Origin of the sequence: uncultured Roseobacter sp., from assembly GCF_947491795.1 — a bacterium.
GTDB lineage: Bacteria > Pseudomonadota > Alphaproteobacteria > Rhodobacterales > Rhodobacteraceae > Roseobacter.
The window spans coordinates 906,159-929,937 of the sequence record NZ_CANLKW010000003.1 but is presented as its reverse complement, the minus strand read 5'-3'; the positions used below and the strand labels follow the sequence as shown (position 1 = coordinate 929,937).

General features: G+C 60.6%; 21 protein-coding genes. 14 read left to right on the top strand and 7 right to left on the bottom strand.

The features are described 5' to 3' along the window. Positions 1 to 19: 19 nt before the first annotated feature. From Q1A34_RS16340 to Q1A34_RS16325, 4 genes are all read right to left on the bottom strand, one after another. The gene (locus Q1A34_RS16340) at positions 20 to 958 is read right to left on the bottom strand and encodes a transcriptional regulator GcvA (RefSeq protein WP_300036525.1); all 939 of its coding nucleotides are present in this window, start codon (positions 956 to 958) and stop codon (positions 20 to 22) included. 312 nt (positions 959 to 1,270) lie between these two features. After that, positions 1,271 to 1,993, bottom strand: a complete 723-nt coding sequence (gene phbB, locus Q1A34_RS16335) for an acetoacetyl-CoA reductase (protein WP_300036522.1) — start codon at positions 1,991 to 1,993, stop codon at positions 1,271 to 1,273. 98 nt (positions 1,994 to 2,091) lie between these two features. After that, positions 2,092 to 3,267 carry an acetyl-CoA C-acetyltransferase gene (locus Q1A34_RS16330; RefSeq protein WP_300036519.1) on the bottom strand — a complete coding sequence of 392 codons (1,176 nt, stop codon included), beginning with the start codon at positions 3,265 to 3,267 and terminating at the stop codon, positions 2,092 to 2,094. 181 nt (positions 3,268 to 3,448) lie between these two features. After that, positions 3,449 to 4,291, bottom strand: a complete 843-nt coding sequence (locus tag Q1A34_RS16325; protein ID WP_300036516.1) for an EAL domain-containing protein — start codon at positions 4,289 to 4,291, stop codon at positions 3,449 to 3,451. Positions 4,292 to 4,427: 136 nt separating this feature from the next. Between Q1A34_RS16325 and Q1A34_RS16320 the strand changes: the two genes are divergently transcribed. From Q1A34_RS16320 to Q1A34_RS16295, 6 genes are all read left to right on the top strand, one after another. Then, complete coding sequence (locus tag Q1A34_RS16320) at positions 4,428 to 5,000, top strand: DNA-3-methyladenine glycosylase I (RefSeq protein ID WP_300036513.1); 573 nt, start codon at positions 4,428 to 4,430, stop codon at positions 4,998 to 5,000. Positions 5,001 to 5,131: 131 nt separating this feature from the next. Beyond that, the gene (gene rpsD, locus Q1A34_RS16315) at positions 5,132 to 5,752 is read left to right on the top strand and encodes a 30S ribosomal protein S4 (RefSeq protein ID WP_298839302.1); all 621 of its coding nucleotides are present in this window, start codon (positions 5,132 to 5,134) and stop codon (positions 5,750 to 5,752) included. 107 nt (positions 5,753 to 5,859) lie between these two features. Further along, on the top strand, positions 5,860 to 6,762 hold the full coding sequence (locus Q1A34_RS16310) for a DMT family transporter (protein ID WP_300036509.1): 903 nt from the start codon (positions 5,860 to 5,862) through the stop codon (positions 6,760 to 6,762). Between the two features lie 98 nt (positions 6,763 to 6,860). Next, a complete protein-coding gene (hisC, locus tag Q1A34_RS16305; RefSeq protein WP_300036506.1) occupies positions 6,861 to 7,946 on the top strand; it encodes a histidinol-phosphate transaminase in 1,086 nt (361 codons plus the stop codon). After that, positions 7,943 to 8,863, top strand: coding sequence for a prephenate/arogenate dehydrogenase family protein (locus tag Q1A34_RS16300; RefSeq protein WP_300036503.1), 921 nt, complete (start codon positions 7,943 to 7,945; stop codon positions 8,861 to 8,863). The genes hisC and Q1A34_RS16300 overlap by 4 nt, the downstream gene beginning before the upstream one ends. A gap of 107 nt (positions 8,864 to 8,970) precedes the next feature. Further along, complete coding sequence (locus Q1A34_RS16295) at positions 8,971 to 9,603, top strand: extensin family protein (RefSeq protein ID WP_300036500.1); 633 nt, start codon at positions 8,971 to 8,973, stop codon at positions 9,601 to 9,603. Here Q1A34_RS16295 and Q1A34_RS16290 read toward each other — a convergent pair. Next, a complete protein-coding gene (locus tag Q1A34_RS16290; RefSeq protein ID WP_300036497.1) occupies positions 9,600 to 10,604 on the bottom strand; it encodes a DUF2125 domain-containing protein in 1,005 nt (334 codons plus the stop codon). The genes Q1A34_RS16295 and Q1A34_RS16290 overlap by 4 nt on opposite strands. A 64-nt stretch (positions 10,605 to 10,668) precedes the next feature. Between Q1A34_RS16290 and Q1A34_RS16285 the strand changes: the two genes are divergently transcribed. The 3 genes from Q1A34_RS16285 to Q1A34_RS16275 all read left to right on the top strand — a co-directional run bounded on the left by Q1A34_RS16285 (position 10,669) and on the right by Q1A34_RS16275 (position 14,436). Further along, positions 10,669 to 11,199 (top strand): gamma-glutamylcyclotransferase, encoded by a 531-nt coding sequence (locus Q1A34_RS16285; RefSeq protein WP_300036494.1) that lies wholly within the window; start codon positions 10,669 to 10,671, stop codon positions 11,197 to 11,199. 76 nt (positions 11,200 to 11,275) lie between these two features. After that, positions 11,276 to 12,463 (top strand): biopolymer transporter ExbB, encoded by a 1,188-nt coding sequence (locus Q1A34_RS16280; protein WP_300036491.1) that lies wholly within the window; start codon positions 11,276 to 11,278, stop codon positions 12,461 to 12,463. 2 nt (positions 12,464 to 12,465) lie between these two features. Further along, positions 12,466 to 14,436 (top strand): peptidoglycan -binding protein, encoded by a 1,971-nt coding sequence (locus tag Q1A34_RS16275; RefSeq protein ID WP_300036488.1) that lies wholly within the window; start codon positions 12,466 to 12,468, stop codon positions 14,434 to 14,436. Between the two features lie 542 nt (positions 14,437 to 14,978). On the opposite strand, the gene clpA is transcribed toward Q1A34_RS16275, so the two are convergent. Together clpA and gloB are read right to left on the bottom strand one after the other, a co-directional pair. After that, positions 14,979 to 17,300: an ATP-dependent Clp protease ATP-binding subunit ClpA gene (clpA, locus tag Q1A34_RS16270; protein ID WP_300036485.1), complete on the bottom strand. Its 2,322-nt coding sequence runs from the start codon at positions 17,298 to 17,300 to the stop codon at positions 14,979 to 14,981. A 174-nt stretch (positions 17,301 to 17,474) separates the two neighbouring features. Next, the gene (gene gloB / locus Q1A34_RS16265) at positions 17,475 to 18,242 is read right to left on the bottom strand and encodes a hydroxyacylglutathione hydrolase (protein ID WP_300036482.1); all 768 of its coding nucleotides are present in this window, start codon (positions 18,240 to 18,242) and stop codon (positions 17,475 to 17,477) included. Positions 18,243 to 18,307: 65 nt separating this feature from the next. On the opposite strand from gloB, the gene Q1A34_RS16260 reads away from it, so the two are divergent. The 5 genes from Q1A34_RS16260 to atpD all read left to right on the top strand — a co-directional run bounded on the left by Q1A34_RS16260 (position 18,308) and on the right by atpD (position 23,777). Continuing rightward, the gene (locus tag Q1A34_RS16260; protein WP_300036747.1) at positions 18,308 to 19,042 is read left to right on the top strand and encodes a class I SAM-dependent methyltransferase; all 735 of its coding nucleotides are present in this window, start codon (positions 18,308 to 18,310) and stop codon (positions 19,040 to 19,042) included. A gap of 302 nt (positions 19,043 to 19,344) precedes the next feature. Beyond that, a complete protein-coding gene (locus Q1A34_RS16255) occupies positions 19,345 to 19,905 on the top strand; it encodes a F0F1 ATP synthase subunit delta (RefSeq protein ID WP_300036479.1) in 561 nt (186 codons plus the stop codon). Then, positions 19,906 to 21,444 carry a F0F1 ATP synthase subunit alpha gene (atpA, locus tag Q1A34_RS16250; RefSeq protein WP_300036476.1) on the top strand — a complete coding sequence of 513 codons (1,539 nt, stop codon included), beginning with the start codon at positions 19,906 to 19,908 and terminating at the stop codon, positions 21,442 to 21,444. A gap of 11 nt (positions 21,445 to 21,455) precedes the next feature. Continuing rightward, positions 21,456 to 22,331 (top strand): F0F1 ATP synthase subunit gamma, encoded by an 876-nt coding sequence (locus tag Q1A34_RS16245; protein ID WP_300036474.1) that lies wholly within the window; start codon positions 21,456 to 21,458, stop codon positions 22,329 to 22,331. A 21-nt stretch (positions 22,332 to 22,352) separates the two neighbouring features. Further along, positions 22,353 to 23,777, top strand: coding sequence for a F0F1 ATP synthase subunit beta (gene atpD / locus Q1A34_RS16240; protein ID WP_300036472.1), 1,425 nt, complete (start codon positions 22,353 to 22,355; stop codon positions 23,775 to 23,777). The last annotated feature ends 2 nt before the right edge of the window (positions 23,778 to 23,779 follow it).

Genomic DNA, 23,779 nt, shown 5'->3' with positions numbered 1-23,779 from the left:
CGGTGGCGCAGCGCCCCGATCACGACCCCGGAACGTTCAGGATTGTCAGTGCTTCGGTGATATGCGTGGTTTTGTCTATTTCCGCCAGCATCCACTCTCTGAACGCAACGATCTGTGCCCGGTTCTCAGAACCATCGGGGCACAGAAACCTGAAACGGGCGCCGGTCGGGATCGCTGTGCCGTAAGGCATCACTAACCGTCCCTCGTCGATGTCCTTTACCACCAGCGCGCGTCGCCCGAGCACCACACCGACACCTGCCAGAGCCGCATCAACGGCATGATCCGCCTGGCTGAACCGCGGGCCATGGTGCGGGGCAAAATCGATGCCCATAGCGCGGAACCAGGCCGTCCAGTCGCACGGCGGGTTCAGGAAATTGATGGAATCGTCAAAAACCAGCGGGGCAGACGTCAGGCTTTCGGGCGTCGGAAAGCGGGCCGCCAGTGCCGGGGTCATGACCGGTGCTACCCATTCATCTGCAAGAGGCAGCGAGTACATGCCGGGGTCACCCTCTGACCCGAACCGGATGGCAACATCGATCCCATCCCGGGCAAAATCCATTTTCCTCAGAGAGGCCGAGAACCTGAGCTCGATCTCCGGATGCGCCTGGGCAAACTCGTACAGTCTCGGCGCCAGCCATTTTGCTGTAAATGCGGGCCCAGCCGTTACAGTAAGCGTCTGCTCGTCCTGAAACCGTTGAGCTGATCGCCAGCCTGCGGCGAGCGAGGCAAAGCCATCTGCCACAGAAGGGGCCAGTGCCGCGCCTGCTTCGGTCAGCTCTACCGCGCGGTTCAGTCGACGGAACAGCTGCGCGCCCAGATGCTCTTCAAGTGATTTGATCTGAAAGCTAAGCGCGGCGGGCGTGACGGACAATTCGTCCGCCGCTTTGGCAAATGACATATGGCGTGCGGCGGCATCAAAAGCGCGCAGGGCGGTCAGCGGGGGCAGGCGATCACTCATGATCACTTAAGTATATCTTAAGTGAAGCGTTGAAAAGTCTCGTTTGTCAGTTTTGTTAGCGACTGCCATATAGGGTTCAGTTCAGAAACACTGGTATCCACCGAAAAGGAAACGACATGCTTGAAGCCACAACAAACCCGATCGCCCGCACAGCGATGCAACGTGCCCACGAAGAACGCGCTCAGGCGATGCGTGACGCATGGCGCTGGTTGTTTGCCTCTTCTTCCCGCTGACTGACTGCAGCTTTCTTACGGGATGAAAAAAGGGCCGGCTCCTGGTGGAACCGGCCCTTTTGCATGCAGTGGCGTCAGATCAGACGAAGAACTGCGCGCCGTTTGCGGAAATGGTCGAGCCATTGATGAAGCCCGCATCGTCAGAGGCGAGGAACGCCACGCAGCGGGCGATCTCTTCGGGCTCGCCCAGACGGCCTGCGGGGATCTGAGCGATGATGGATTCGCGGACTTTTTCAGGAACAGCCATCACCATGTCAGTGGCGATATAGCCTGGGCAGATCGCGTTGGCGGTAATGCCGGCACGCGCGCCTTCCTGTGCGAGTGATTTGACGATCCCGAGGTCACCCGCCTTTGTGGCTGCATAGTTCACCTGAGCGAACTGACCTTTCTGTCCATTAATGGAGCTGATCACGATGATCCGGCCGAACTTGCGTTCACGCATGCCGGGCCATACCGGGTGGATCGTATTGAAAACACCGGTGAGGTTTGTGTCGATAACGTCATTCCACTGATCAGGGGTCATTTTGTGGAAAGGCGCATCGCGTGTGATCCCTGCGTTGGCAACAACGACATCGATTGGCCCCAGATCGGCCTCCACACTCTCGATGCCTGCTTTGCTGGAATCGTAGTCCGCAACATTCCATTTGTAGGTTTTGATACCGGTTTCATCGGTAAACCTGGCGGCAGCTTCGTCGTTGCCGGCATAGGTGGCGGCGACGCTGTAGCCTGCGTCTTTCAGAGCGCTGGAAATTGCGGCGCCGATTCCGCGGCTGCCTCCGGTGACAAGTGCGACTCGCGACATGGATTGTTCTCCTGTTTTTTCGGTTTGGGATACAGCGGGTGTTACCGCGCGCTGCGAAAGAGCGGGCGGGACCCTTTCAGGTCACCGCCCTGGATGTATCAGGGACGCTCAAGGCACATGGCCACGCCCATGCCGCCACCGATGCAGAGAGTGGCGAGACCTTTTTTGGCGTTACGGCGCTTCATTTCGAAGAGCAGTGTGTTCAGGATACGCGCACCAGAGGCGCCGATCGGGTGGCCGATCGCAATGGCGCCGCCGTTCACGTTCACAATTTCAGGGTTCCAGCCCATGTCCTTGTTCACTGCGCAGGCCTGGGCGGCAAAGGCTTCGTTGGCCTCTACAAGGTCCAGGTCTTCGGCCTTCCAGCCCGCCTTTTCCAGCGCCTTGCGGCTTGCATAGATCGGGCCTGCGCCCATGATTGACGGGTCAAGGCCGACAGTGGCATAGCTCGCAATGCGCGCGAGCGGCTCGATGCCGCGTTTTTCGGCCGCATCGGCCGACATCATCAGTGCTCCGGCAGCGCCGTCATTCAGACCCGACGCGTTGGCTGCCGTAACAGACCCGTCCTTGGTGAAAGCGGGGCGCAGTTTCTGCATCGCTTCCATGGTCGCGCCATGCCGGATGTATTCGTCCTTGTCGACCACGATGTCGCCTTTGCGGGTCTTGACGGTATAGGCAAAAACCTCGTCGTCGAATTTCCCGGCCTTTTGCGCGGCTTCTGCCTTGTTTTGCGAGGCAACCGCGAATTCGTCCTGCTGGTCACGGCTGATCTGCCATTTCTCAGCGACGTTTTCTGCCGTCTGACCCATATGATAGCCGTTGAAGGCATCCCACAATCCGTCGCGGATCATCGTATCGATGTACTTCATATCACCCATTTTATGGCCGGCACGCAGCGGGGCAGCATGGGGCGAGAGTGTCATGTTTTCCTGACCACCAGCCGCAACGATATCCGCATCGCCAAGCTGGATATGCTGGGCGGCCAGCGCAACAGAGCGCAGACCGGAGCCGCAGACCTGGTTGATTGTCCAGGCCGAGCTGGCCTGCGGCAGACCGGCGTTGATGTGCGCCTGACGGGCAGGGTTCTGGCCTTGCGCCGCAGTCAGAACCTGACCAAGAATTGTTTCGGAGACTTCCGATGCATCCACACCGGCGCGCTTTACGATCTCTTGCAGCATCGCTGCGCCGAGATCATGGGCGGGTGTGTTTGCGAAAGACCCGCCAAAGCTGCCGACGGCAGTTCTGGCAGCCGATGCGATTACGACGTTCGTCATGATGTTCTGGTCCTTTGCCATTTATCCGGGCGGGCCCGGTGAAACAGCGCAGAAACGGCGTTGCGGACCCCCATACTTCCATACGGGGGTGCATACGAAATGGCAAATCATGCGGCAACATGACGTCCGGTCGCACCGCCTGGTCAGCCGGTTTGCACTGCGTGCATGGCTGGGAAAAGCGTCAGACGGCTTTCTTCAGCCGTGGCTCGGCGAGCCAGTGAGGCTGTGTAATGGCAGCACCAAAATGATACCCTTGCAGACAGTCGACGCCGAGGCTTGTCAGCATGTCCGCGTCTTCCTCGTTTTCGACAAACTCTGCAACGGTCAGCATGTCGAACTGCCGGGCAATCGACACGAGCGCCGACGTTATGACCTGATTGTCCGGGTTTTGTGCTATGCCCTGCGCGAACTGACCATCTATTTTGACAATATCGAAATCAAAATCCCGGAAGTACCGCAAAGCAGTATACCCGGCGCCAAAATCGTCCATCGCAAAGCTGATACCGCGCAGCTGCAGGCTGTGCATGAAACCGGCAACACGTTCAGGTACCGTAATTGCCGAGGATTCGGTGATCTCCAGCACCAGCCGCTCGGCAATCAGTTCGTTACGCGACAACCACTGCTCAAGTGTGCGGTCCCACGCGGTGTAGCCGATGGATCGTGCAGACATGTTGATTGCAAGACGCAGATCCGGGTTTTCGTGCAGGGTGCGCAGGCCAAGACCGAGCGCGAGCGTATCCAGCTGACGCCCCATCTCGTGATCCTCGACAGCGCCCATGAAATCACCCGCCGGAATGATGCGTCCACTGTCATCCAGCACACGGATCAGCCCTTCGTACATGGCGACGCAGGTCTGATCCCGGGCCTGCATGATCGGCTGGTATGCCAGCAGGACCTGTTTCTGCCGGATCGCCCGGGCGACCATTTCAAGGGTTTCGCGGTTCTCGCAGGACGGGGAGAAACTGAGGGTTGCGTCGGTCCCTGACAGCAGGTTTTCTATGATGCGTTTCTGGTTGCCGGGCATTATCATTCTCCGTGTCTGCTGCGGGAACACATTTGCACCGCAGGTCCTAAAGCCGCGTTAATTTTCGCATTTTGTTCTAATTTTATCTGTGCTCTGATCTGAGGTGGATTGCAGGTCACGGGAGGAGGCGGAACCTATGGAAAGATGTGGCTGGGCAGGGCCCGAACAGATCTATCTGGAATACCATGACACCGACTGGGGCGTGCCAGAGTATGACAGCCGTGCGCTTTGGGAAAAGCTGATCCTCGATGGGTTCCAGGCCGGGCTGAGCTGGATCACCATCCTGAAAAAGCGTGAGAACTTCCGCGAAGCCTTTGCCGGATTTGATCCTGATGTCATCGCGACCTGGGGCCCGGATGATGTGGACAGGCTGCTTGGCAATGCCGGCATCATCCGCCACCGGGGCAAAATTGAAGCCACCCTCTCAAACGCGCGGGTCTGGCAAAAGATTGAGGCGCGGGAGGGTTTCGACACGTATTTATGGAACTATGTCGGCGGCACGCCGGTTCAGAACAGCTGGAAGACGCTGGCAGAGGTGCCGGCTTTCACAGCCCTGTCGGAGCAGATATCTAAAGATCTGAAAAAGGAGGGGTTCCGCTTTTGTGGCCCAACGATTGTCTATGCCTTTATGCAGGCGGTCGGTATGGTCAACGATCACCTGACAACCTGCCCGCGACACACAGAGGTAAAGGCGCTGATCAGGCGTTGACTCCTGGCTGGGGCTGCGTATAAGCGCGGCCTCATTGGTGTTGGTGGCCCCCGCAAGGGGTTTCCTGTCAGTCCGGCCAAATCCGGAAAGAGGACAACGCCCTTCGAAACCTTAAACGAAGGAGATCAGCCGTGACAAAACGCACGTCTGCCAAGTATAAAATCGATCGCCGTATGGGCGAAAACATCTGGGGTCGCCCCAAATCCCCTGTGAACCGTCGCGAATATGGCCCCGGCCAGCACGGTCAGCGCCGCAAGGGCAAACTCAGCGACTTTGGTATCCAGCTGCGCGCCAAGCAAAAGCTCAAGGGCTACTACGGCGACCTGACCGAAAAGCAGTTCCGCCGCATCTATGCCGAAGCTGAACGTGTCAAAGGCGATACCGGTGAAAACCTGATTGGTCTGCTGGAGCGTCGCCTCGACGCGGTTGTGTACCGCGCCAAATTCGTGCCGACTGTTTTCGCAGCGCGCCAGTTCGTGAATCACAAGCACGTGCGCGTAAACGGCCAGATCGTTAACATCCCCTCTTACCGCGTGAAAGAGGGTGACGTGATCGAAGTCCGTGACCGTTCCAAGCAAATGGCCGCACTGATCGAAGCGACACAACTGCCCGAGCGGGACGTGCCGGACTACATCGAAGCCGACCACTCCAAAATGGCTGCCAAGTTCGTGCGCACACCGACACTGGGCGATGTGCCTTATCCGGTGATGATGGAACCAAACCTCGTGGTCGAATTCTACGCGAAGAACTAAGCCTCTTCGCGACACTGAAGAACACCAGAAACCGCGCAGATCGCTGCGCGGTTTTTTTTATTGCGCAGGTATGCTGCACGCTGAAAAGCTTGTTCTATGGCACTCAAATGACTGAAAACCGCAACGCCCTGCCAGCTTCACTCCTCGTCGTATCCTCCGGTATCCTGTGGGGCATTTACTGGCTTCCCGTGCGCAGCCTCCAGACCATGGGCCTTTCAGGGGCCTGGGGAACCGCTGCAGTCACTCTTTGTGCGGTGCTGGTCATGCTGGTCGTTACGCTGTTACGGGGGAGCCGCCTGCGCACAGAATCATACACAGGGATCTTCTGGGTGGGCCTCGGCGGCGCGTCCTTTGCGCTTTATTCCATCGGGTTTGTCTATGGCCGGGTCGCCATCATCATCCTGCTGTTTTTCCTGACACCGGTCTGGAGCACACTGATCGGGCGTTTTGTCATGGGCTGGCACACACCAATAATGCGTATACTCGCGATTGTCGTGGGCCTTGTGGGGCTCGGTGTCATGCTCGGCGCTGGTGGCGAAGCGCCCATTCCGCGCAATGTTGGCGAGTGGTTGGCCTTGGTCTCTGGAATCATGTGGTCAGTTGCAACGACCGGCATGCGGGTTCACACGGATCTTGAACCGGCAGACGCCACACTTGTCTTTGTGGTGGGCGCCTTTTGCGCCGCCCTGCCGATCGCTTTACTGCTCGATCCACTGCCCACTGCAATACCGTTCCAGAATTCAGCAGCGGTTGCGGGGCTGGCTCTGCTGACCGGCGCTTTGTGGTGGAGCCTGTTTGTGGTGGGGTTGATGTGGGCAACCGTGCGGCTCGAACCGGCGCGGACCGGTATCCTGTTTATGTCCGAAGTGCTGGTGGGGGCGGTTTCCGCGGCGGTGATCGCGGGCGAATACCTCAGCGCGCTGGAAATGACGGGCGGGGCGCTGGTGCTTCTGGCCGGGGTGCTCGAAATTCAACCCTGGCGTCGCACGCCGGTATCTGCGCGAAACTGAACCGGATGACCGCGCGTTTTTCCGCCCGCAGCGGCGCTGTTGGTGGTGGCACTCGCCCGGAACGCCCGATAATGTCCGCCCGACAGGAGACATGAGAGATGACCACAGCGCTTCGCCCGCAGCCCGGCATTATGGACATCGCCCTTTACCAGGGCGGTGCCTCAGAAATTGAGGGCCAGGACAATCCGCTCAAGCTCAGCTCGAACGAAAACCCGTTCGGCTGCAGCCCCCTGGCAAGTGCTGCCGTCAGTGCAGCAGCGCTGGGGTTGCACCGTTACCCGTCGACCGACCATTCACCGCTGCGCGCGGCTATCGCGGAGGTGCACGACCTGCCGGTGGAGCGTATTATCTGCGGCGTAGGCTCGGACGAGCTGCTGACCCTGCTGGCAATGGCCTATGCAGGTCCGGGCGACGAGGTTCTCTACCCCGAGCACGGCTTTTCGATGTACCGCATCTTTGCCCTGTCCGCCGGGGCCACGCCGGTCACCGCGCCAGAGACGAACCGCTGCGTGGACGTTGATGCGCTGATTGCGCGTATCACGGACCGGACGCGGCTCATCTATATCGCCAATCCCGCCAACCCGACGGGAACTGCCCTGGCGGCTGACGAACTTTCCCGCCTGGCCGGGGCTGTGCCGGAAACCTGCCTGCTGGTGCTCGACGGTGCTTATGCAGAGTTCTCAGACGGTTACGACGGCGGCGCGGGCCTTGTTGACGCGCATTCCAACGTGGTGATGACCCGTACCTTTTCTAAACTCTATGGGCTGGGTGGCCTTCGGGTCGGATGGGCCTATGCCACGCAGGAAGTGATCGACGTGCTCAACCGGGTCCGCGGTCCTTTTAACCTGTCGAACATTGCTCTCGCCGGGGCCGAGGCCGCCATGCGCGACCGTGCCTTCGTGGCGCGCTGCCTGACGGACAATGCAGAGCAGCGGACGCGTCTGACAGGCGGGCTGCGGCAGTTGGGGATTGGTTGTGATGACAGCGCGGCAAACTTTGTGCTCGCACGTTTCGCGGATGAGGCAGAGGCACTGGCAGCCGATGCGCACCTGAAATCCTGCGGCATCCTTGTGCGTCTCGTGAAAGGCTACGGTTTTCCCGAAGCGCTGCGCATCACCGTCGGCAGTGCACAGGACGTCACCCGCGTGCTGGACGCACTGGCAACATTCCGGGGAGCGACATGAGCGTGATTTACAACCGTGTGGCGCTGATCGGTCTGGGGCTGATCGCCTCCTCGATGTTCTGGGCGATGAAACGCAAGGGCCTGGCGGGCGAGGTCACCGGATATGCCCGCAGCCGGCAAACCCGGGATACCGCGCGGCGGATCGGTCTGTGCGACCGCGTCTGCGACAACATGGCCGAGGCGGTTGAGGACGCGGACCTGGTCATCCTCGCCGTCCCTGTGGGTGTTATGGGCGATGTCGCCGCGGAAATCGCGGGCGCGCTGAAACCGGGTGCGACGGTGACCGATGTGGGTTCGGTCAAGCGCGAAGTGATCAACGCCGTGCAGCCGCATCTGCCCGAAGGTATACACTTTGTCCCTGCGCACCCGCTCGCCGGCACAGAGCATTCAGGCCCGGAATCCGGTTTCGCAGAACTCTTTGACGGGCGCTGGTGCCTGCTGGTCCCGCCCGAAGACACAGATCGCGCGGCTGTCGACCGGCTGCGCCGCTACTGGGAGGATCTCGGCAGCAATGTCGAGGAGATGGAGGCGGATCACCACGACCTGGTCCTCGCCGTGACCAGTCATGCGCCGCACCTGATCGCCTACACGATGGTCGGTGTCGCAGACGATCTGCGCCGCGTGACCGACAGCGAAGTGATCAAATACTCCGCCGCGGGTTTTCGTGATTTCACCCGGATTGCTGCCAGTGATCCGACCATGTGGCGGGATGTGTTTCTGTCCAACAAAGATGCCACGCTGGAAATCCTCGGGCGCTTTACCGAAGAGCTCTTCGCGCTTCAGCGGGCCATCCGCACAGGCGATGGCGCGCATCTGCATGACTATTTTACGCGGACCCGTGCCATCCGGCGCGGCATTATCGAGGCCGGCCAGGACACGGACGCGCCTGACTTTGGCCGTGGTGCGAAAAAACCGTGAGGCTGATCCGGGTCGTTGCTCTGGGCTGTCTGCTGTTCGCGGGGAATGCTGCAGCAGCGGCTGATACGTCGCCGCGCCCAAAACCGCGCCCGGAAACACCCGCGCCCGTGACCCAGCCTGCACCTGCTGCAGCACCGGTTCTGCAGGTGTTGCGACCGCTCAAACGCCCCCGCAGCGTGATACGCAAGGGGCGCCAGGCCGCTTTGCTGCGCGAACGCGGCGCCATCTGCGGAAACCCGGATATCCAGGGCGAACCCATCGGGCGTGTCAGCTCGCCCACAAGGGGATGCGGCATTGAAGAGGCCGTGCGCGTGCGCTCTGTTTCCGGCATCTCTCTCAGCCCGGCATCTGTGATGGATTGCCGGACCGCGCAGACGCTGAATTTCTGGGTCACAGAATCCGCCGTGCCGCGCCTGCGCAAAACAGGTGGCGGCCTGCGCGCGATGCGGGTTGTCGGGCATTATGCCTGCCGGACCCGCAACAACCGCTCCGGCGCGCGGATCTCTGAGCACGGAAAGGGCAAGGCGATCGACATTTCAGGCTTCCGCCTGCGCGACGGCTCCGAGCTGACAGTGCTCAAAGACTGGGATTCCAAACGCGGCTTTAAACCGCTGAAAAACATGCACCGCGATGCCTGTGGAATTTTTGGCACGGTGCTGGGCCCTGAATCGGACCGTTTTCACCAGGATCATTTTCACTTCGACACGGCGCGCCACGGCGGCGGCTCTTATTGCCGCTAGCGCAGGATCAGGCGCGGGGCCGGGCCGATTGGTATGAACCCCAGCGAAACCAGCCCTCCGCTCAGTGTCAGATCCAGATCCAGCGCATCGGGGTTGCCGCTGAGCCCGGCGAATGTCTCCAGCGTGCGCGTAATCTGTGGCACCAGCGCCGGGGGCAGCGTTCCGGCACGCGCGGCCAGCGTAATGATGTCGCGCCAGTTGCGGACCTGAATGCTCAGGCTGCCCTCGGGAATGCCGCCCCCGTCTACTGTCAGATCGGCGGCGAACCGGATCAGCAGGTCTCCCCAGACCGCTTCGGCCCGCTCCAGATGAATGTCCCGCGGTTGCGGGCGTGCCTCTTCCAGGGCGGAAATACCCCAGGGTCTGTCAAAAGTGATATCCGCATCCAGCCGCAGCGCGTCAAAGGTCACCGGCCAGTCTGCGGGTACAAACAGCGCATCGCGCAGCACAGATCCTGGCCGGAACGCAGCTGCATCGAACGACAGGCTGTAGCTCGCGGCCGTCTCAGGTGACTGTTCCATCACAGCTGTCAGCGGGCCACCGGACGCAAGATCCCCAGCGGCAATTGTAATGCCCCAGCCTGCGGCCTCCGCTGCAAGCTGCTCCAGCTCCAGTGCCGCACCCGGACGCAGCCGCAACCCGGCGGTGGCATCAACCGTGGTCAGCTGTGCGCGGCCTTCGGGGCTGGCCAGAGTGACCCCGTCATCCGGCAGCTTCAGCGTAACGTAGCCGGGCCACCAGGCCGCAGCCGTAAATGTGAGCCCTGGCGCTGAAAAAGCGGCCCCTGTGTCGGGGTCTGCCAGAACGGGTGTCTGCAAAGCGGCAATGACCGACAGTGGCCAGCCGGACAGTCCGATACCGCTCAGCTCTGCCTGCCAGCCTTCGGCGCGGCGCTCCTCAAACCAGGTGTCGATGCTGTTTCGCAACCCAAATGCGGTTATGCCCCACCAGACCGACCACAGCCCCGCGGCCACCAGTGTTATCCAGACGATCCGTCGCATTACCGCCCCTTTTCCTTTGCCTCGATTTGAGGTTTACGCAAAGCATGCAAGGAGAACCAGCGTCATGACCATGTGGGTATTCGGATACGGCAGCCTGTTGTGGAACCCCGGGTTCGAGGTGGCCGAACAGGCCATTGCGACCCTGCCGGGGTATGCGCGCTCTTTTTGCATGCATTCGATCCACCACCGAGGCACCGAAACAGAACCAGGCCTGGTGCTGGCGCTGGATGCGGACCCGTCGCATGCCTGCGAAGGGGTCGCTCTGGCAGTTGCCGCGGGAAAAGAAGCGAAAACGCTCGCCTACCTGCGGGAACGCGAGCTGATCTCCTCGGCCTATCTGGAACGCGAGCTTGAGATTGATCTGCACGACGGGCGGCGGGTTACCGCCGTGGTCTACGTGATCAACCCGGACCACGTGCAGTACTGTGGCGGTATGCCTCTGGAAGACCAGGCGCAGATCATCGCGCGCGCACGGGGCGGCATGGGGCCGAATGACGAATATCTCTACAATACCGCCAGTCACCTGGCAGAGATCGGCCTGCATGATCCCGATCTGGAATGGCTCAGCCACAGGGTCCGCGCGCTGACGTCATAATTCCTTGGCGCTGCCTGTCCTTTTCAGGTTAAACTGCGCGCAGAGCAGAACAATAACGGTCAGGAGCGAAGGGCGCATGGCGTTACCGGACCAGGAAATCAGACCCGTATTCTCACAGCCCTGGCGGCAGATTTCGCTGATGCTCATTGCACTCAGCCTCTCCGGCTTTGGCGTCTTTCTGGCGCTGCCGCGCGTTCTGCCTGTCTTTGAGGCAAACCCCTATCTGAACGGCTTTATCGTTGTTGTGTTTATCATCGGCGTTTTCGCCTGTTTCTATCAGGTGTTCCAGCTGATCGGCTCTGTGCGCTGGATCGAACGTTTTGCAACCGACACGCTGGATTCCAGCGTCAAGGCACCGCAGCTTCTGGCACCGCTTGCCGCACTTCTGCGCCAGCGTGGGGCCCGGATGCAGGTAAGCGCCTCGTCGACCCGGTCCATTCTGGATTCTGTGGTCAACCGCATCGAAGAGGCGCGCGAGATCACCCGGTACATCGTCAGCATGCTGATTTTCCTGGGTCTGCTGGGCACGTTCTACGGCCTCGCGACCACGGTGCCGGCTATCGTGGAAACTATCAGCGGGCTGGCCCCCCGGGACGGGGAGGGCGGTGTCGAGGTCTTTAACCGGCTGATGAGCGGCCTTCAGACCCAGCTGGGGGGCATGGGCGTGGCTTTTGCCTCGTCACTTCTGGGGCTGGCGGGCTCGCTGATCGTCGGGCTGCTGGAGCTTTTTGCGGGCCACGGTCAGAACCGCTTTTACCGCGAGCTAGAAGAATGGCTGAGCTCGATCACCCGCGTCGGGTTCTCCTCTGGTGAGGAAGCCGCGGCGGACGGCAACGTCATGGCCGTCGTCGTGGACCACATGGGCGAACAGATGGAAGCGCTGCAGGGCATGTTCCTGAATGCTGATGCACGGAATTCCGCCGTCGAGGAACGGCTGGGCGCTGTTGTGGGCGCGATTGAGCATATGGCGCAGCGTATTGAGGGGGCGGACCCCACCAATTCAGCGCTTGAGCGGGTGGCTGCGGGTCAGGAACGGCTGATCACCCTTATTGAATCCCAGGGGCAGGGCGGTGACGGCATCGATGCTGAAAGCCGGATGCGTCTGCGCTCTATCGATGTACAGATGCTGCGCATTCTCGAGGAAATCTCGGCCGGACGCCAGGAAAGCATGGCCGAGTTGCGCCGTGATATCGCAGGTCTGGCCGAGGTGCTGCGCGCGCAACGCAGCCGGCCGGTCCCACGGCGACCCGGCGGAGAGAGCTGAACATGGCTCTCTCGCGGCGCACCGGCACCCGGTTTCAGGCCTCGATCTGGCCGGGTTTTGTCGATGCCATGACCGGCCTGTTGCTGGTGCTGATGTTCGTCCTGACCATTTTCATGGTGGTGCAGTTTGTTCTGACAGAACGGATCACCGGTCAGGAAAGCGAACTGGACCAGCTCGCAGGCGAGGTTGCAGCCCTGGCCCAGGCGCTGGGTCTTGAGGAACAGACAAATGAAACACTGCGTGACAGGGTCGGTGCGCTGGATGCCTCGCTCAGTGACGCGGAAAGCCGGATCGCGGCGCTGACGGCGGACCGCGATGCGCAGGTTGCCGCGCTCGAGGCGGCCCGCACTGAGATCACCGGTTTTGAAGCACAGGTTGCCGCACTGATCTCCCAGCGGGACAGCGCGTTAGGCAATGTCGTGGCCCTGGAGGATGTTCAGGAAAGCCTTGAGGCAGCGCAGGCGGAGCTTCTCAGTGAACAGGAAGCGCTGAACCTGGCCCTGGCCGCCGCGCGCGATGAGGTGGATGCTCAGGAGGAGGCGGCCCGCCTGGCCGCGGCGCAGCGAGAGGCACTTGATGCGCTGGTCGCCGATCTGCGCGCCCGCAACGAGGCCGCCGACAGCCAGATCTCGCAACTGACAGGCGCGTTGGACGAAACCCGGCAGGCCCTGTCCTCTGAGGAAGCCGTACGGCTTGCCGAGGCCGCCGCTGCCGAAGCACTGCGCGAACGTTTGGCCAATGCAGATGCGGAACTCACCGCTATGACACTCGCGCTCGAGGCGCAGCGCAAAGAAGCAGAAGACACCCTGACCCTGCTGGCCGCTGCCCGCGCGGCGGAGGCTGACCTCGACCGCGCCCTTGCCGCTGCTCTGTTGCGTGCGCAGGGCCTGGAAAGCTCCGGCGCTGAAACGGCAGAAGCCCTGGCGATTGCCCGGGCGCAGGTCGACGCGCTGCAGACCAGCACGCGGGACCTGGAAAACCGGCTGCAGGCGGCAGAAGCACAGCTGACAGAGGCGCAGGCAGAGGCCGCGCGTCTGGAGGCAGAGCGTCTTGCAGCCGAGGCCGAGCTTGCGGGTGCGCTCACAACCGCCGCGACCGACCGCGAGGCCCTACGCGCTGAACTGGCCCGCGCGCTGGCGGCGCAACTTGCCGCCGAGACGCTTGCCGAGGATACCAGCACAGAAGCCGACCGCCGTGCAGCACTTCTGGCCGAAGCCCGCCGTGCGCTGGCCGATGAGGAAACCATAAGCGCCGAGGCGCAGCGTCAGACCGAACTGCTGAACCAGCAGGTGGCAGCGCTGCGCACACAACTGGGCGGTCTGCAGGCGCTGTTGGATGACGCAAAAGAACGCGACGCGGCCCAGCAGGTACAACTGCAGTCTCTGGGTTCGGATCTGAACACAGCGCTTGCCCGTGTTGCGGCCGAGGAACGCCGCCGCGCCGAGTTGGAAGAGGCGGAGCGCCGTCGGCTTGAAGAAGAGGCCGCGCGCCTTGCCGCTGAAGCCGAGGATCTGGAGCAGTACAGATCCGAATTCTTTGGCCGGCTGCGGGATGTTCTGGGCCGCCAGGAAGGCGTGCGGATCGAAGGCGACCGCTTTGTGTTCTCCTCTGAGGTTCTGTTTCAGCCTGCGCGCGCCGACTTGTCCGCCGAAGGTCAGCAGGAGATCGCAAAAGTGGCGGAGATCATTGCCGCTGTGGCGGGCGAAATCCCACCGGAGATTGACTGGATCATCCGGGTGGACGGTCACACAGATAACCTGCCTCTGTCAGGTTTCGGTGCTTTTGCAGATAACTGGGAACTCAGTCAGGCGCGGGCCCTGTCCGTCGTGCGCTATATGGTCAGCGCGCTGGGTATTCCGCCAAACCGGCTGGCGGCCAATGGTTTTGGCGAGTTCCAGCCCGTGGCCGAAGAGGACACCGAAGAAGCCCGGGCACTCAACCGGCGCATTGAACTGAAATTCACTGAAAAGTAGCAGGTTGCCGGATTTTCTAGACGGTTGCAGGGCGCCGTGCATGAAATCTGTCGCGGTGATGCATCTGCTCTGAAGTACAGAATGTCTGATCAATGCCACAGGCAGGCAATCGGGCTGCAAGCGGTGGAGAGGTTCACGATGCGATCCGAGCCGGATTGCATATGCCAACGCCGGGCGCTCGCTGGGTCAGCATCCGGTTTGAGCAAGGTTGGCCAAACCCCCGAATATCTGAATCCTGGGATTCCCCGCCACAGACCGTTTGAGCAGCCGGAATGGCAGCGTTTCTCTGAGCAAACCTCTGGAAACGCCGAACCTCACCAACGCAGGCCCCGGGCTGCATTCCGTCAGATTGCTTGTCAGGTCTTCCAGGGGTGGGAATCTCGGCCCGATTTTACGCAACCCGGCGTTCTCCGGGCACTGGGACCTGTTTCACAATACGCAGCACACGCTGTCAAAAAACGTCCCTGTTCAGGTTTGCAAAACTTCAGGTGACCAGGAACGAAAAAGCCCCGCCGTTTCTGGCAGGGCTTTGTCCGTTTTGGTTATTCCGCTGTCAGCAGCGGCGGCTTGTTGCCCGACAAACGCGGCTTGTCGGGTCCCTCGATCTTCAGATCGATCTCGCCGGCTTTGACACCGACGCGGACGACACCGCCCTTGGCCAGCTTTCCGAACAGCAGATCCTCGGCCAGTGGTTTTTTGATGTGCTCCTGGATCACGCGGCCCAGAGGACGCGCGCCCATCTTGCTGTCATACCCTTTGTCAGCCAGCCATTCGGCTGCGGGTTTGGTCAGTTCAATGGTCACATTCCGATCCATCAGCTGAGCTTCCAGCTGCAGCACAAATTTTTCGACCACGCGCAGGATGACCTCTTTGGGCAGTGGCGCAAAGCTGATCACCGCATCCAGACGGTTGCGGAACTCCGGCGTGAACGTCCGTTCGATCGCGGCTGTATCTTCGCCTTCGCGACGGTCCCGGCCAAAGCCGATTGCCTCTTTAGCCTGTTCGGCAGCACCGGCATTCGACGTCATGATCAGTACGACATTCCGGAAATCCACAGTCCGGCCGTTGTGATCGGTCAGTTTGCCGTGATCCATCACCTGCAGCAGGATGTTGTAGACATCCGGGTGCGCCTTTTCCATCTCGTCCAGCAGCAGCACACAATGCGGATGCTGGTCGACACCATCCGTGAGCATGCCGCCCTGGTCAAAGCCGACATAGCCCGGAGGAGCGCCAATGAGACGGGAAACTGCGTGTTTCTCCATATACTCCGACATATCGAACCGCAGCAGTTCCACACCCAGCGTATCGGCCAGCTGTTTTGCCACTTCGGTTTTGCCAACACCGGTGGGGCCGGCAAAAAGATAGTTGCCGATTGGTTTTTCAGGCTCGCGCAGACCCGCACGGGCCAGTTTGATCGCCGAGGAAAGCGCCTCAATTGCCTTGTCCTGGCCGAAGACCACGCGTTTCAGCGAGCCTTCCAGATCTTTCAGAACCTCAGCATCATCCTTGGAGACGTTTTTCGGCGGGATGCGCGCGATTTTGGCGACTACATTCTCGATTTCTCTGGTGCCGATGGTCTTGCGACGTTTGGCCGCGACCACCAGATGCTGCGCGGCACCGGCCTCGTCGATCACGTCGATGGCACTGTCCGGCAGTTTGCGGTCGTTGATATAACGCGACGCCAGTTCGACACTCGTCTTGATCGCATCGGCGGTGTATTTCACCGAGTGGTGATCCTCAAAATAGGGTTTCAGACCCCGCAGGATTTTCACCGCATCCTCGACCGACGGCTCATTGACGTCGATTTTCTGGAACCGGCGGCTCAGCGCGCGGTCTTTCTCGAAATGCTGGCGGAACTCCTTGTAGGTTGTGGAGCCCATGGTGCGCAGTTTGCCACCTGCAAGCGCAGGTTTGAGCAGGTTGGAGGCATCCATCGCCCCGCCCGATGTGGCGCCTGCACCGATTACCGTGTGGATTTCATCGATAAACAGAACCGCATCCCTGTGATCTTCCAGCTCGGAAACAACGGCCTTGAGACGTTCCTCGAAATCGCCGCGATACCGTGTGCCCGCAAGAAGCGCGCCCATATCCAGCGAATAAATCGTGGTCTCGGCCAGAACCTCGGGTGTTTCACCGGCGACAATCTTGCGTGCGAGGCCTTCGGCAATTGCCGTCTTGCCCACGCCCGGATCACCCACCAGCAGGGGGTTGTTCTTGCGGCGGCGGCACAGCACCTGGATGCAGCGTTCCACCTCTGAATCGCGACCGATCAGCGGGTCAATGTCGCCCTCACGGGATTTGGCATTCAGATCCACGCAGTATTTCTCAAGCGCGCTCTCTTTTTTCTCGCCTTCGGTGACGCCCTGGGCTTCTTCCTCGGCTTCGGGCGCACCGGACACCGGGCGCTGTTCGCCATAGGCGGGGTCCTTGGCTACGCCGTGGGCAATGAAATTCACCGCATCATAGCGTGTCATGTCCTGCTCCTGCAGGAAGTATGCGGCGTTGCTTTCGCGCTCGGCAAAGATAGCGACCAGGACGTTGGCACCTGTCACTTCTGTGCGGCCCGAAGACTGTACATGGATCGCGGCGCGCTGGATTACCCGCTGGAATGCAGCGGTGGGCACGGCTTCGGAGCCATCCACGTCGGTAACCAGATTGCTCAGGTCCTCGTCGACAAATTCCACCAGTGTGGCACGCAGATCGTCGACATCGACGCTGCAGGCCTTCATCACGCGGGTTGCGTCCGGCTCATCAATCAGAGCCAGCAGCAGATGTTCGAGCGTTGCGAATTCATGCCGGCGCGCATTGGCCAGCGCCAGCGCAGAATGAATTGCCTGTTCCAGTGTGGTCGAAAATGAAGGCACGGTCAGTGCTCCTTCTTATCGGGGTCGGTGGGAAGGCTGATTTATGCCAGCCCCTCATCCAACCATAGCCTCGTAGTATTAGAGTTTGGTTGATCATGTCCCGGCTTCAAGTTTTTTCTGCTCAAATGCAGTCACAAATTGTGTGAAGCCGTCATGCTGGTCACGATACAGGCGTCAGAATGCGTCCTTGCGGGCGCGGATTTCAGCGAAAACCCCGGCGTCTGAAGCGTCTGTCATGCCCAGACGACTGCGAATGCCGGGGTCTGAAGCTCTCAGAAACGGGTTGGTCGCCCGTTCGAGAGCCAGAGTTGAAGGGACAGTGGGAACCCCGGTGGCCCGCGCCACCGTGATCTGCTCATTGCGTGATATAAGTTCAGGATTATCGGGATCAATGGTTAATGCAAACTTAGCATTCCCGGCGGTGTATTCATGACCTGAGCATACAAGCGTGTCAGCGGGCAGCGCCATCAGCTTTGTCAGCGACCCCCACATCTGCTCCGCCGTCCCCTCAAAGAGCCGCCCGCAGCCCAGAGCCATCAGACTGTCTGCCGTAAAAACCGTATTCGCTGCCGGTATATAATAGGCCACATGCCCGACCGTGTGGCCGGAGACATCCATAACGGCAACGGTGTTACCTGCAAATTCCAGCGTGTCGCCGTCGGCCACCTGCACATCCAGCGGTGGCAGCCTGTGCGCGTCCGCGGCAGCACCTGTCACGCGGGCAGGGTGGGCCGCAAGCACCTCCCCCAAACCCTGAACGTGGTCATCATGGTGGTGCGTGATCCAGACATCCGACAGCGTCCAGCCCCGGCGCGCCAGCTCGGCCAGGATGGGACCTGCCGCAGGAATATCGATCAGCGCGGTGTCGCCGGTGCCTGTGTCATGCAGCAGAAAGGCGTAATTGTCGCTGAGACACGGGATGGTAACGAGTTCGAGGGCCATGGTCATTCTCCTGCACATTTGCGACACTGCCGCCTGAACAGTGACCCAACATGAGACCGGCTGCAATGCATCTGGACGTCCAGGACCTGCGCAATTTCTATTACCGCTCTGCTCTGGGCCGGGCCGCGCAGGCCAGTCTGAGGGGCCGGATGCTGGAAATCTGGCCCGAAGCCAAGGGTCAGACGGTCGTCGGATACGGCTTTGCCGCCCCGTTGCTGCGCCCTTATCTCAAGGATGCACGCCGGGTGATGGCGCTGATGCCGGGGCCGCAGGGGGTGATGCCCTGGCCGCCCGGGCTCAACAATGTCTCTGCTCTGATCGAGGAAACCCACTGGCCCATCGAGACAGGCCATGTGGACAAGCTGGTACTGCTGCACGGGCTGGAAACCTCTGAACGGGCCTTTGATCTGCTGGAGGAATGCTGGCGCGTGCTGGGGCCGGGGGGGCGCGCGCTCTTTATCGTGCCCAACCGTGCGGGGCTCTGGGCGCGGCGGGACCGGACGCCCTTTGGGTTTGGCAGGCCCTATTCACCGGGGCAGCTGGAAACACAATTACGCAAACATCAGTTTCTGCCAGAGCGTCACCTCGGGGCGCTTTACCAGGTGCCTTCCAGCAAACGCTGGTGGATGAAGTCGGGCGCGGCCTTCGAGAACATCGGACGGCGGATGCCCACGATGATGGCGGGTGGCGCTTTTATGGTCGAGGCCACGAAACTGGTCTATCCGCCCAAAGGCAAAGTGGAGAAATCGCGCCGCCCGAGTGCCGTTGGTGTTATGAAGCCCGCGGCCAAGCCGGTCTGACAGACGGGCAGGCCGTATCTGCGCGAAATGCCCGATTTTCCGGCATGGGAATCGGGCAGATGGCGGGATATTTCAGCATTTTCGCGAAGTTTCTGACCTGCCAAACCGTCGCACCTGTGCCAAGGGTCTGAAAACATGGGGAAACACCTCTCTGACGGGTTAACGATCATATGTTGCGGGGTCTGATCACGTCTGTTACATCACCGCTGATTTCGACGTCTTGACTTGATTCAAGCCGCGCCAACAAGCCTGGTGACGCGACTATTTCGCATATCCGGGGCCAGAACATCGGAAGGGTGGACGTGTCAGAACCAGCTTCGATTTCCACAGGCATTGCGACACGCTATGCAACCGCGATCTTTGAGATCGCAAACGAGGACAAAGCCGTAACGTCGCTGGAGGCGGACATTGATGCGCTTCAGGCCGCTCAGGCCGACAGCTCTGATTTCAACGCGCTGATCCACTCGCCGGTCTACACCCGGGACGAGCAGGGGGCCGCGATCACGGCGATTGCTGCGAAAATGGGTCTTTCAGCGACCATGGCCAATACGCTGGCCCTGATGGCGCAGAAACGCCGTCTGTTCGTGCTGCCGCAGCTGCTGACGTCTTTGCAGGCGCTGATCGCAGAAGCCAAAGGCGAGGTGACCGCCGAGGTGACCTCGGCCAAGGAACTTACGAAAACGCAGGCGGACAAGCTTGCCAAAACGCTCAAAGCCTCCACAGGCAAGGACGTCAAACTGAAAACATCCGTCGATGACAGCCTCATCGGCGGTCTCGTCGTCAAAGTTGGTTCGCGCATGATCGATACGTCGATCCGCTCGAAACTGAATTCCCTCCAGAATGCAATGAAAGAGGTCGGATAAATGGGTATCCAAGCAGCAGAAATTTCTGCGATCCTGAAGGACCAGATCAAGAACTTCGGCCAGGAAGCCGAAGTGGCCGAAGTTGGCCGCGTGCTCTCCGTCGGTGACGGTATCGCGCGTGTGTACGGTCTGGACAACGTGCAGGCCGGTGAAATGGTCGAATTCCCCGGTGGTATCCAGGGTATGGCGCTGAACCTCGAGTCCGACAACGTCGGTGTGGTTATCTTCGGCTCCGACCGTGACATCAAAGAAGGCGACACCGTCAAGCGCACGAACTCGATCGTGTCCGTTCCGACAGGTGACGAACTGCTGGGCCGCGTTGTTGACGGTCTGGGCAACCCCATTGACGGCAAGGGCCCGATCAACGCGAAAACCTCTTCGCAGGCAGACGTCAAGGCGCCGGGCATCATCCCGCGTAAATCCGTGCACGAGCCAATGGCGACAGGCCTCAAGGCCGTCGACTCCATGATCCCGATCGGCCGTGGCCAGCGTGAGCTGATCATCGGTGACCGTCAGACCGGCAAAACAGCCGTGGCCCTGGACGCGATCCTGAACCAGAAATCCTACAACGATGCTGCCGGCGACGATGAGGGCAAAAAGCTCTACTGCGTTTACGTCGCCATTGGCCAGAAGCGCTCCACTGTGGCGCAGCTGGTGAAAAAGCTCGAAGAAACCGGCGCGATTGACTACTCCATCGTGGTCGCCGCGACCGCGTCCGAGCCCGCACCCATGCAGTTCCTGGCACCCTATGCCGCGACAGCCATGGCCGAGCATTTCCGCGACAATGGCCGCCACGCGCTGATCATCTATGATGACCTGTCCAAACAGGCCGTGTCTTACCGCCAGATGTCCCTGCTGCTGCGCCGCCCGCCGGGCCGCGAAGCCTATCCGGGCGATGTTTTCTATCTCCATTCCCGCCTGCTGGAACGCTCTGCCAAGCTGGGTGATGCCGCCGGAAACGGCTCGCTGACGGCTCTGCCGATCATTGAAACCCAGGGCGGTGACGTGTCGGCCTTTATTCCGACCAACGTGATCTCGATCACCGACGGTCAGATCTTCCTGGAAACAGAACTTTTCTACCAGGGTATTCGCCCGGCTGTGAACACCGGTCTGTCGGTGTCCCGTGTGGGCTCCTCGGCGCAGACATCCGCAATGTCGTCGGTGGCCGGTCCGGTGAAACTGTCGCTGGCGCAGTACCGCGAAATGGCGGCCTTTGCACAGTTCGGCTCTGACCTCGACGCCTCTACCCAGCAGCTGCTGGCCCGGGGTGCCCGTCTGACCGAGCTGATGAAACAGCCGCAGTATTCGCCGCTGACCAACGCGGAAATCGTCTGCGTGATCTTTGCCGGTACAAACGGCTTCCTCGACAAGGTGGACGTCAAGGACGTTGGCCGGTTCGAGGCAGGTCTGCTGGCGCATATGCGCTCCAAGCACAACGACGTGCTGGAATGGATCACCAATGAGGATCCGAAGATCAAAGGCGATGCCGCCGACAAGCTCAAAGCAGCGATCAGCGACTTCGCCACTGACTTCGCTTAAAAGGTAGGCCCATGCCAAGTCTTAAGGACCTGAAAAACAGGATCGAGTCGGTCAAATCGACCCGCAAGATCACAAAGGCCATGCAAATGGTCGCCGCGGCGAAACTTCGCCGCGCGCAGGAGGCTGCCGAGCAGTCGCGCCCCTACACGGAACGTTTCAACGCGGTGATGGCAAACCTTGCCGCCTCCGTGGGCGGCTCGGATTCCGCACCCAAACTGCTGTCGGGCACCGGCAGCGACAAGGTGCAGCTTCTGATCGTCATGACGTCCGAGCGCGGCCTGTGCGGTGGTTTCAACTCGAACATCGCCAAGCTGGCCAAGACCCACGCAGCAAAACTGCAGGCCGAGGGCAAAGAGGTCAAAATCCTCACCGTCGGCAAAAAAGGCCGCGACCAGCTGAAACGCGATTTCGGTTCGCTTTCTGTGGGCCACGTGGATCTCACCGAGGTCAAGCGCGTGGGCTATGCAGATGCACAGGGCATCGCCAAAGACGTGCTGGCACGTTTTGACGGTGGTGAGTTTGACGTCGCCACGATCTTCTATGCGAAGTTCGTGAACGTGGTCAGCCAGATCCCGACAGCACAGCAGATCATCCCCGCCAAATTCGAAGCAGCGGAGGGCGATGAGGCCTCCACGCTCTTTGATTACGAGCCGGACGAAGAGGCGATCCTCGCCGATCTTCTGCCGCGCGGCGTGGCGACACAGATCTTCTCTGCTCTGCTGGAGAACGGTGCCTCTGAACAGGGTGCGCGGATGTCTGCAATGGACAACGCGACCCGCAACGCTGGCGAGATGATCGACAAGCTGACCATCGAATTTAACCGTTCGCGTCAGGCTGTCATCACCAACGAGCTGATCGAAATCATTTCCGGCGCGGAAGCGCTGTAAAGAACAAACCGGAGAAACGACATGGCAAATGCAGTCGGCAAACTTACACAGGTCATCGGCGCGGTCGTCGACGTCCAGTTCGAGGATCACCTGCCGGAGATTCTGAACGCGCTTGAAACAGACAACAACGGCAACCGCCTGATCCTCGAGGTCGCACAGCACCTCGGCGAGAACACAGTGCGCGCCATCGCGATGGACTCCACCGAAGGCCTCGTGCGCGGTCAGACCGTGACCGACACAGACGGTCCGATCTCGATCCCCGTGGGCAACGCCACACTGGGCCGTATCATGAACGTTGTGGGCGAGCCTGTGGACGAGCAGGGCCCCGTCAACGCAGACGAGCGGCGCTCCATCCACCAGGAAGCCCCTGATTTCGCGTCACAGTCCACCTCCTCCGAAGTGCTTGAAACCGGCATCAAGGTGATCGACCTTCTCGCCCCCTACGCCAAGGGTGGTAAAATCGGTCTCTTCGGCGGTGCGGGCGTGGGTAAAACCGTTCTCATCATGGAACTGATCAACAACATCGCCAAAGTGCACTCGGGTTACTCCGTGTTCGCGGGCGTGGGCGAGCGGACCCGTGAGGGCAACGACCTCTACCACGAGATGATCGAATCCAACGTGATCGACCCCGAAAACCTCGAGAACTCTCAGGTGGCTCTGGTCTACGGTCAGATGAACGAGCCTCCCGGAGCGCGTATGCGTGTGGCTCTGACCGGTCTCACACTGGCAGAGCAGTTCCGTGACCAGTCCGGTACCGACGTTCTGTTCTTTGTGGACAACATCTTCCGCTTTACACAGGCGGGCTCCGAAGTATCCGCTCTGCTGGGCCGTATTCCATCCGCTGTGGGCTACCAGCCGACACTGGCCACCGACATGGGTGCGATGCAGGAACGGATCACCTCGACCAAAGCGGGCTCCATTACATCTGTGCAGGCCGTCTACGTCCCTGCGGATGACCTTACCGACCCTGCGCCTGCGACATCCTTTGCGCACCTTGACGCGACAACGGTTCTGTCCCGTGCGATTTCCGAGCTGGGCATCTATCCGGCTGTGGACCCGCTCGATTCCACATCGCGTCTGATGGACCCTGCCGTTGTCGGCGAGGAGCACTATCAGGTGGCCCGTGACGTACAGGGTATTCTGCAGCGCTACAAATCGCTCCAGGACATCATCGCGATCCTGGGGATGGACGAACTCTCCGAAGAGGACAAGCTGACCGTGGCCCGTGCCCGGAAAATCCAGCGTTTCCTCAGCCAGCCCTTCGACGTGGCCAAGGTCTTTACCGGCTCTGACGGTGTTCAGGTCCCGCTGACCGAGACCATCGAAAGCTTCAAAGCAGTTGTGGCCGGCGAATACGACCACCTGCCCGAAGGCGCCTTCTACATGGTTGGCGGCATCGAGGAAGTGAAAGCCAAAGCCGAGAAAATGGCGGCCGACGCCGCTTAAGG

Excerpts from the sequence above, each read along its gene's own strand:
- Q1A34_RS16340 (WP_300036525.1), bottom strand. The coding sequence starts at position 958 with ATGAGTGATCGCCTGCCCCCGCTGACCGCCCTGCGCGCTTTTGATGCC.
- phbB (WP_300036522.1), bottom strand. The coding sequence starts at position 1,993 with ATGTCGCGAGTCGCACTTGTCACCGGAGGCAGCCGCGGAATCGGCGCC.
- Q1A34_RS16330 (WP_300036519.1), bottom strand. The coding sequence starts at position 3,267 with ATGACGAACGTCGTAATCGCATCGGCTGCCAGAACTGCCGTCGGCAGC.
- Q1A34_RS16325 (WP_300036516.1), bottom strand. The coding sequence starts at position 4,291 with ATGCCCGGCAACCAGAAACGCATCATAGAAAACCTGCTGTCAGGGACC.
- Q1A34_RS16320 (WP_300036513.1), top strand. The coding sequence starts at position 4,428 with ATGGAAAGATGTGGCTGGGCAGGGCCCGAACAGATCTATCTGGAATAC.
- Q1A34_RS16310 (WP_300036509.1), top strand. The coding sequence starts at position 5,860 with ATGACTGAAAACCGCAACGCCCTGCCAGCTTCACTCCTCGTCGTATCC.
- hisC (WP_300036506.1), top strand. The coding sequence starts at position 6,861 with ATGACCACAGCGCTTCGCCCGCAGCCCGGCATTATGGACATCGCCCTT.
- Q1A34_RS16300 (WP_300036503.1), top strand. The coding sequence starts at position 7,943 with ATGAGCGTGATTTACAACCGTGTGGCGCTGATCGGTCTGGGGCTGATC.
- Q1A34_RS16290 (WP_300036497.1), bottom strand. The coding sequence starts at position 10,604 with ATGCGACGGATCGTCTGGATAACACTGGTGGCCGCGGGGCTGTGGTCG.
- Q1A34_RS16285 (WP_300036494.1), top strand. The coding sequence starts at position 10,669 with ATGACCATGTGGGTATTCGGATACGGCAGCCTGTTGTGGAACCCCGGG.
- Q1A34_RS16280 (WP_300036491.1), top strand. The coding sequence starts at position 11,276 with ATGGCGTTACCGGACCAGGAAATCAGACCCGTATTCTCACAGCCCTGG.
- Q1A34_RS16275 (WP_300036488.1), top strand. The coding sequence starts at position 12,466 with ATGGCTCTCTCGCGGCGCACCGGCACCCGGTTTCAGGCCTCGATCTGG.
- gloB (WP_300036482.1), bottom strand. The coding sequence starts at position 18,242 with ATGGCCCTCGAACTCGTTACCATCCCGTGTCTCAGCGACAATTACGCC.
- Q1A34_RS16260 (WP_300036747.1), top strand. The coding sequence starts at position 18,308 with ATGCATCTGGACGTCCAGGACCTGCGCAATTTCTATTACCGCTCTGCT.
- atpA (WP_300036476.1), top strand. The coding sequence starts at position 19,906 with ATGGGTATCCAAGCAGCAGAAATTTCTGCGATCCTGAAGGACCAGATC.
- Q1A34_RS16245 (WP_300036474.1), top strand. The coding sequence starts at position 21,456 with ATGCCAAGTCTTAAGGACCTGAAAAACAGGATCGAGTCGGTCAAATCG.
- atpD (WP_300036472.1), top strand. The coding sequence starts at position 22,353 with ATGGCAAATGCAGTCGGCAAACTTACACAGGTCATCGGCGCGGTCGTC.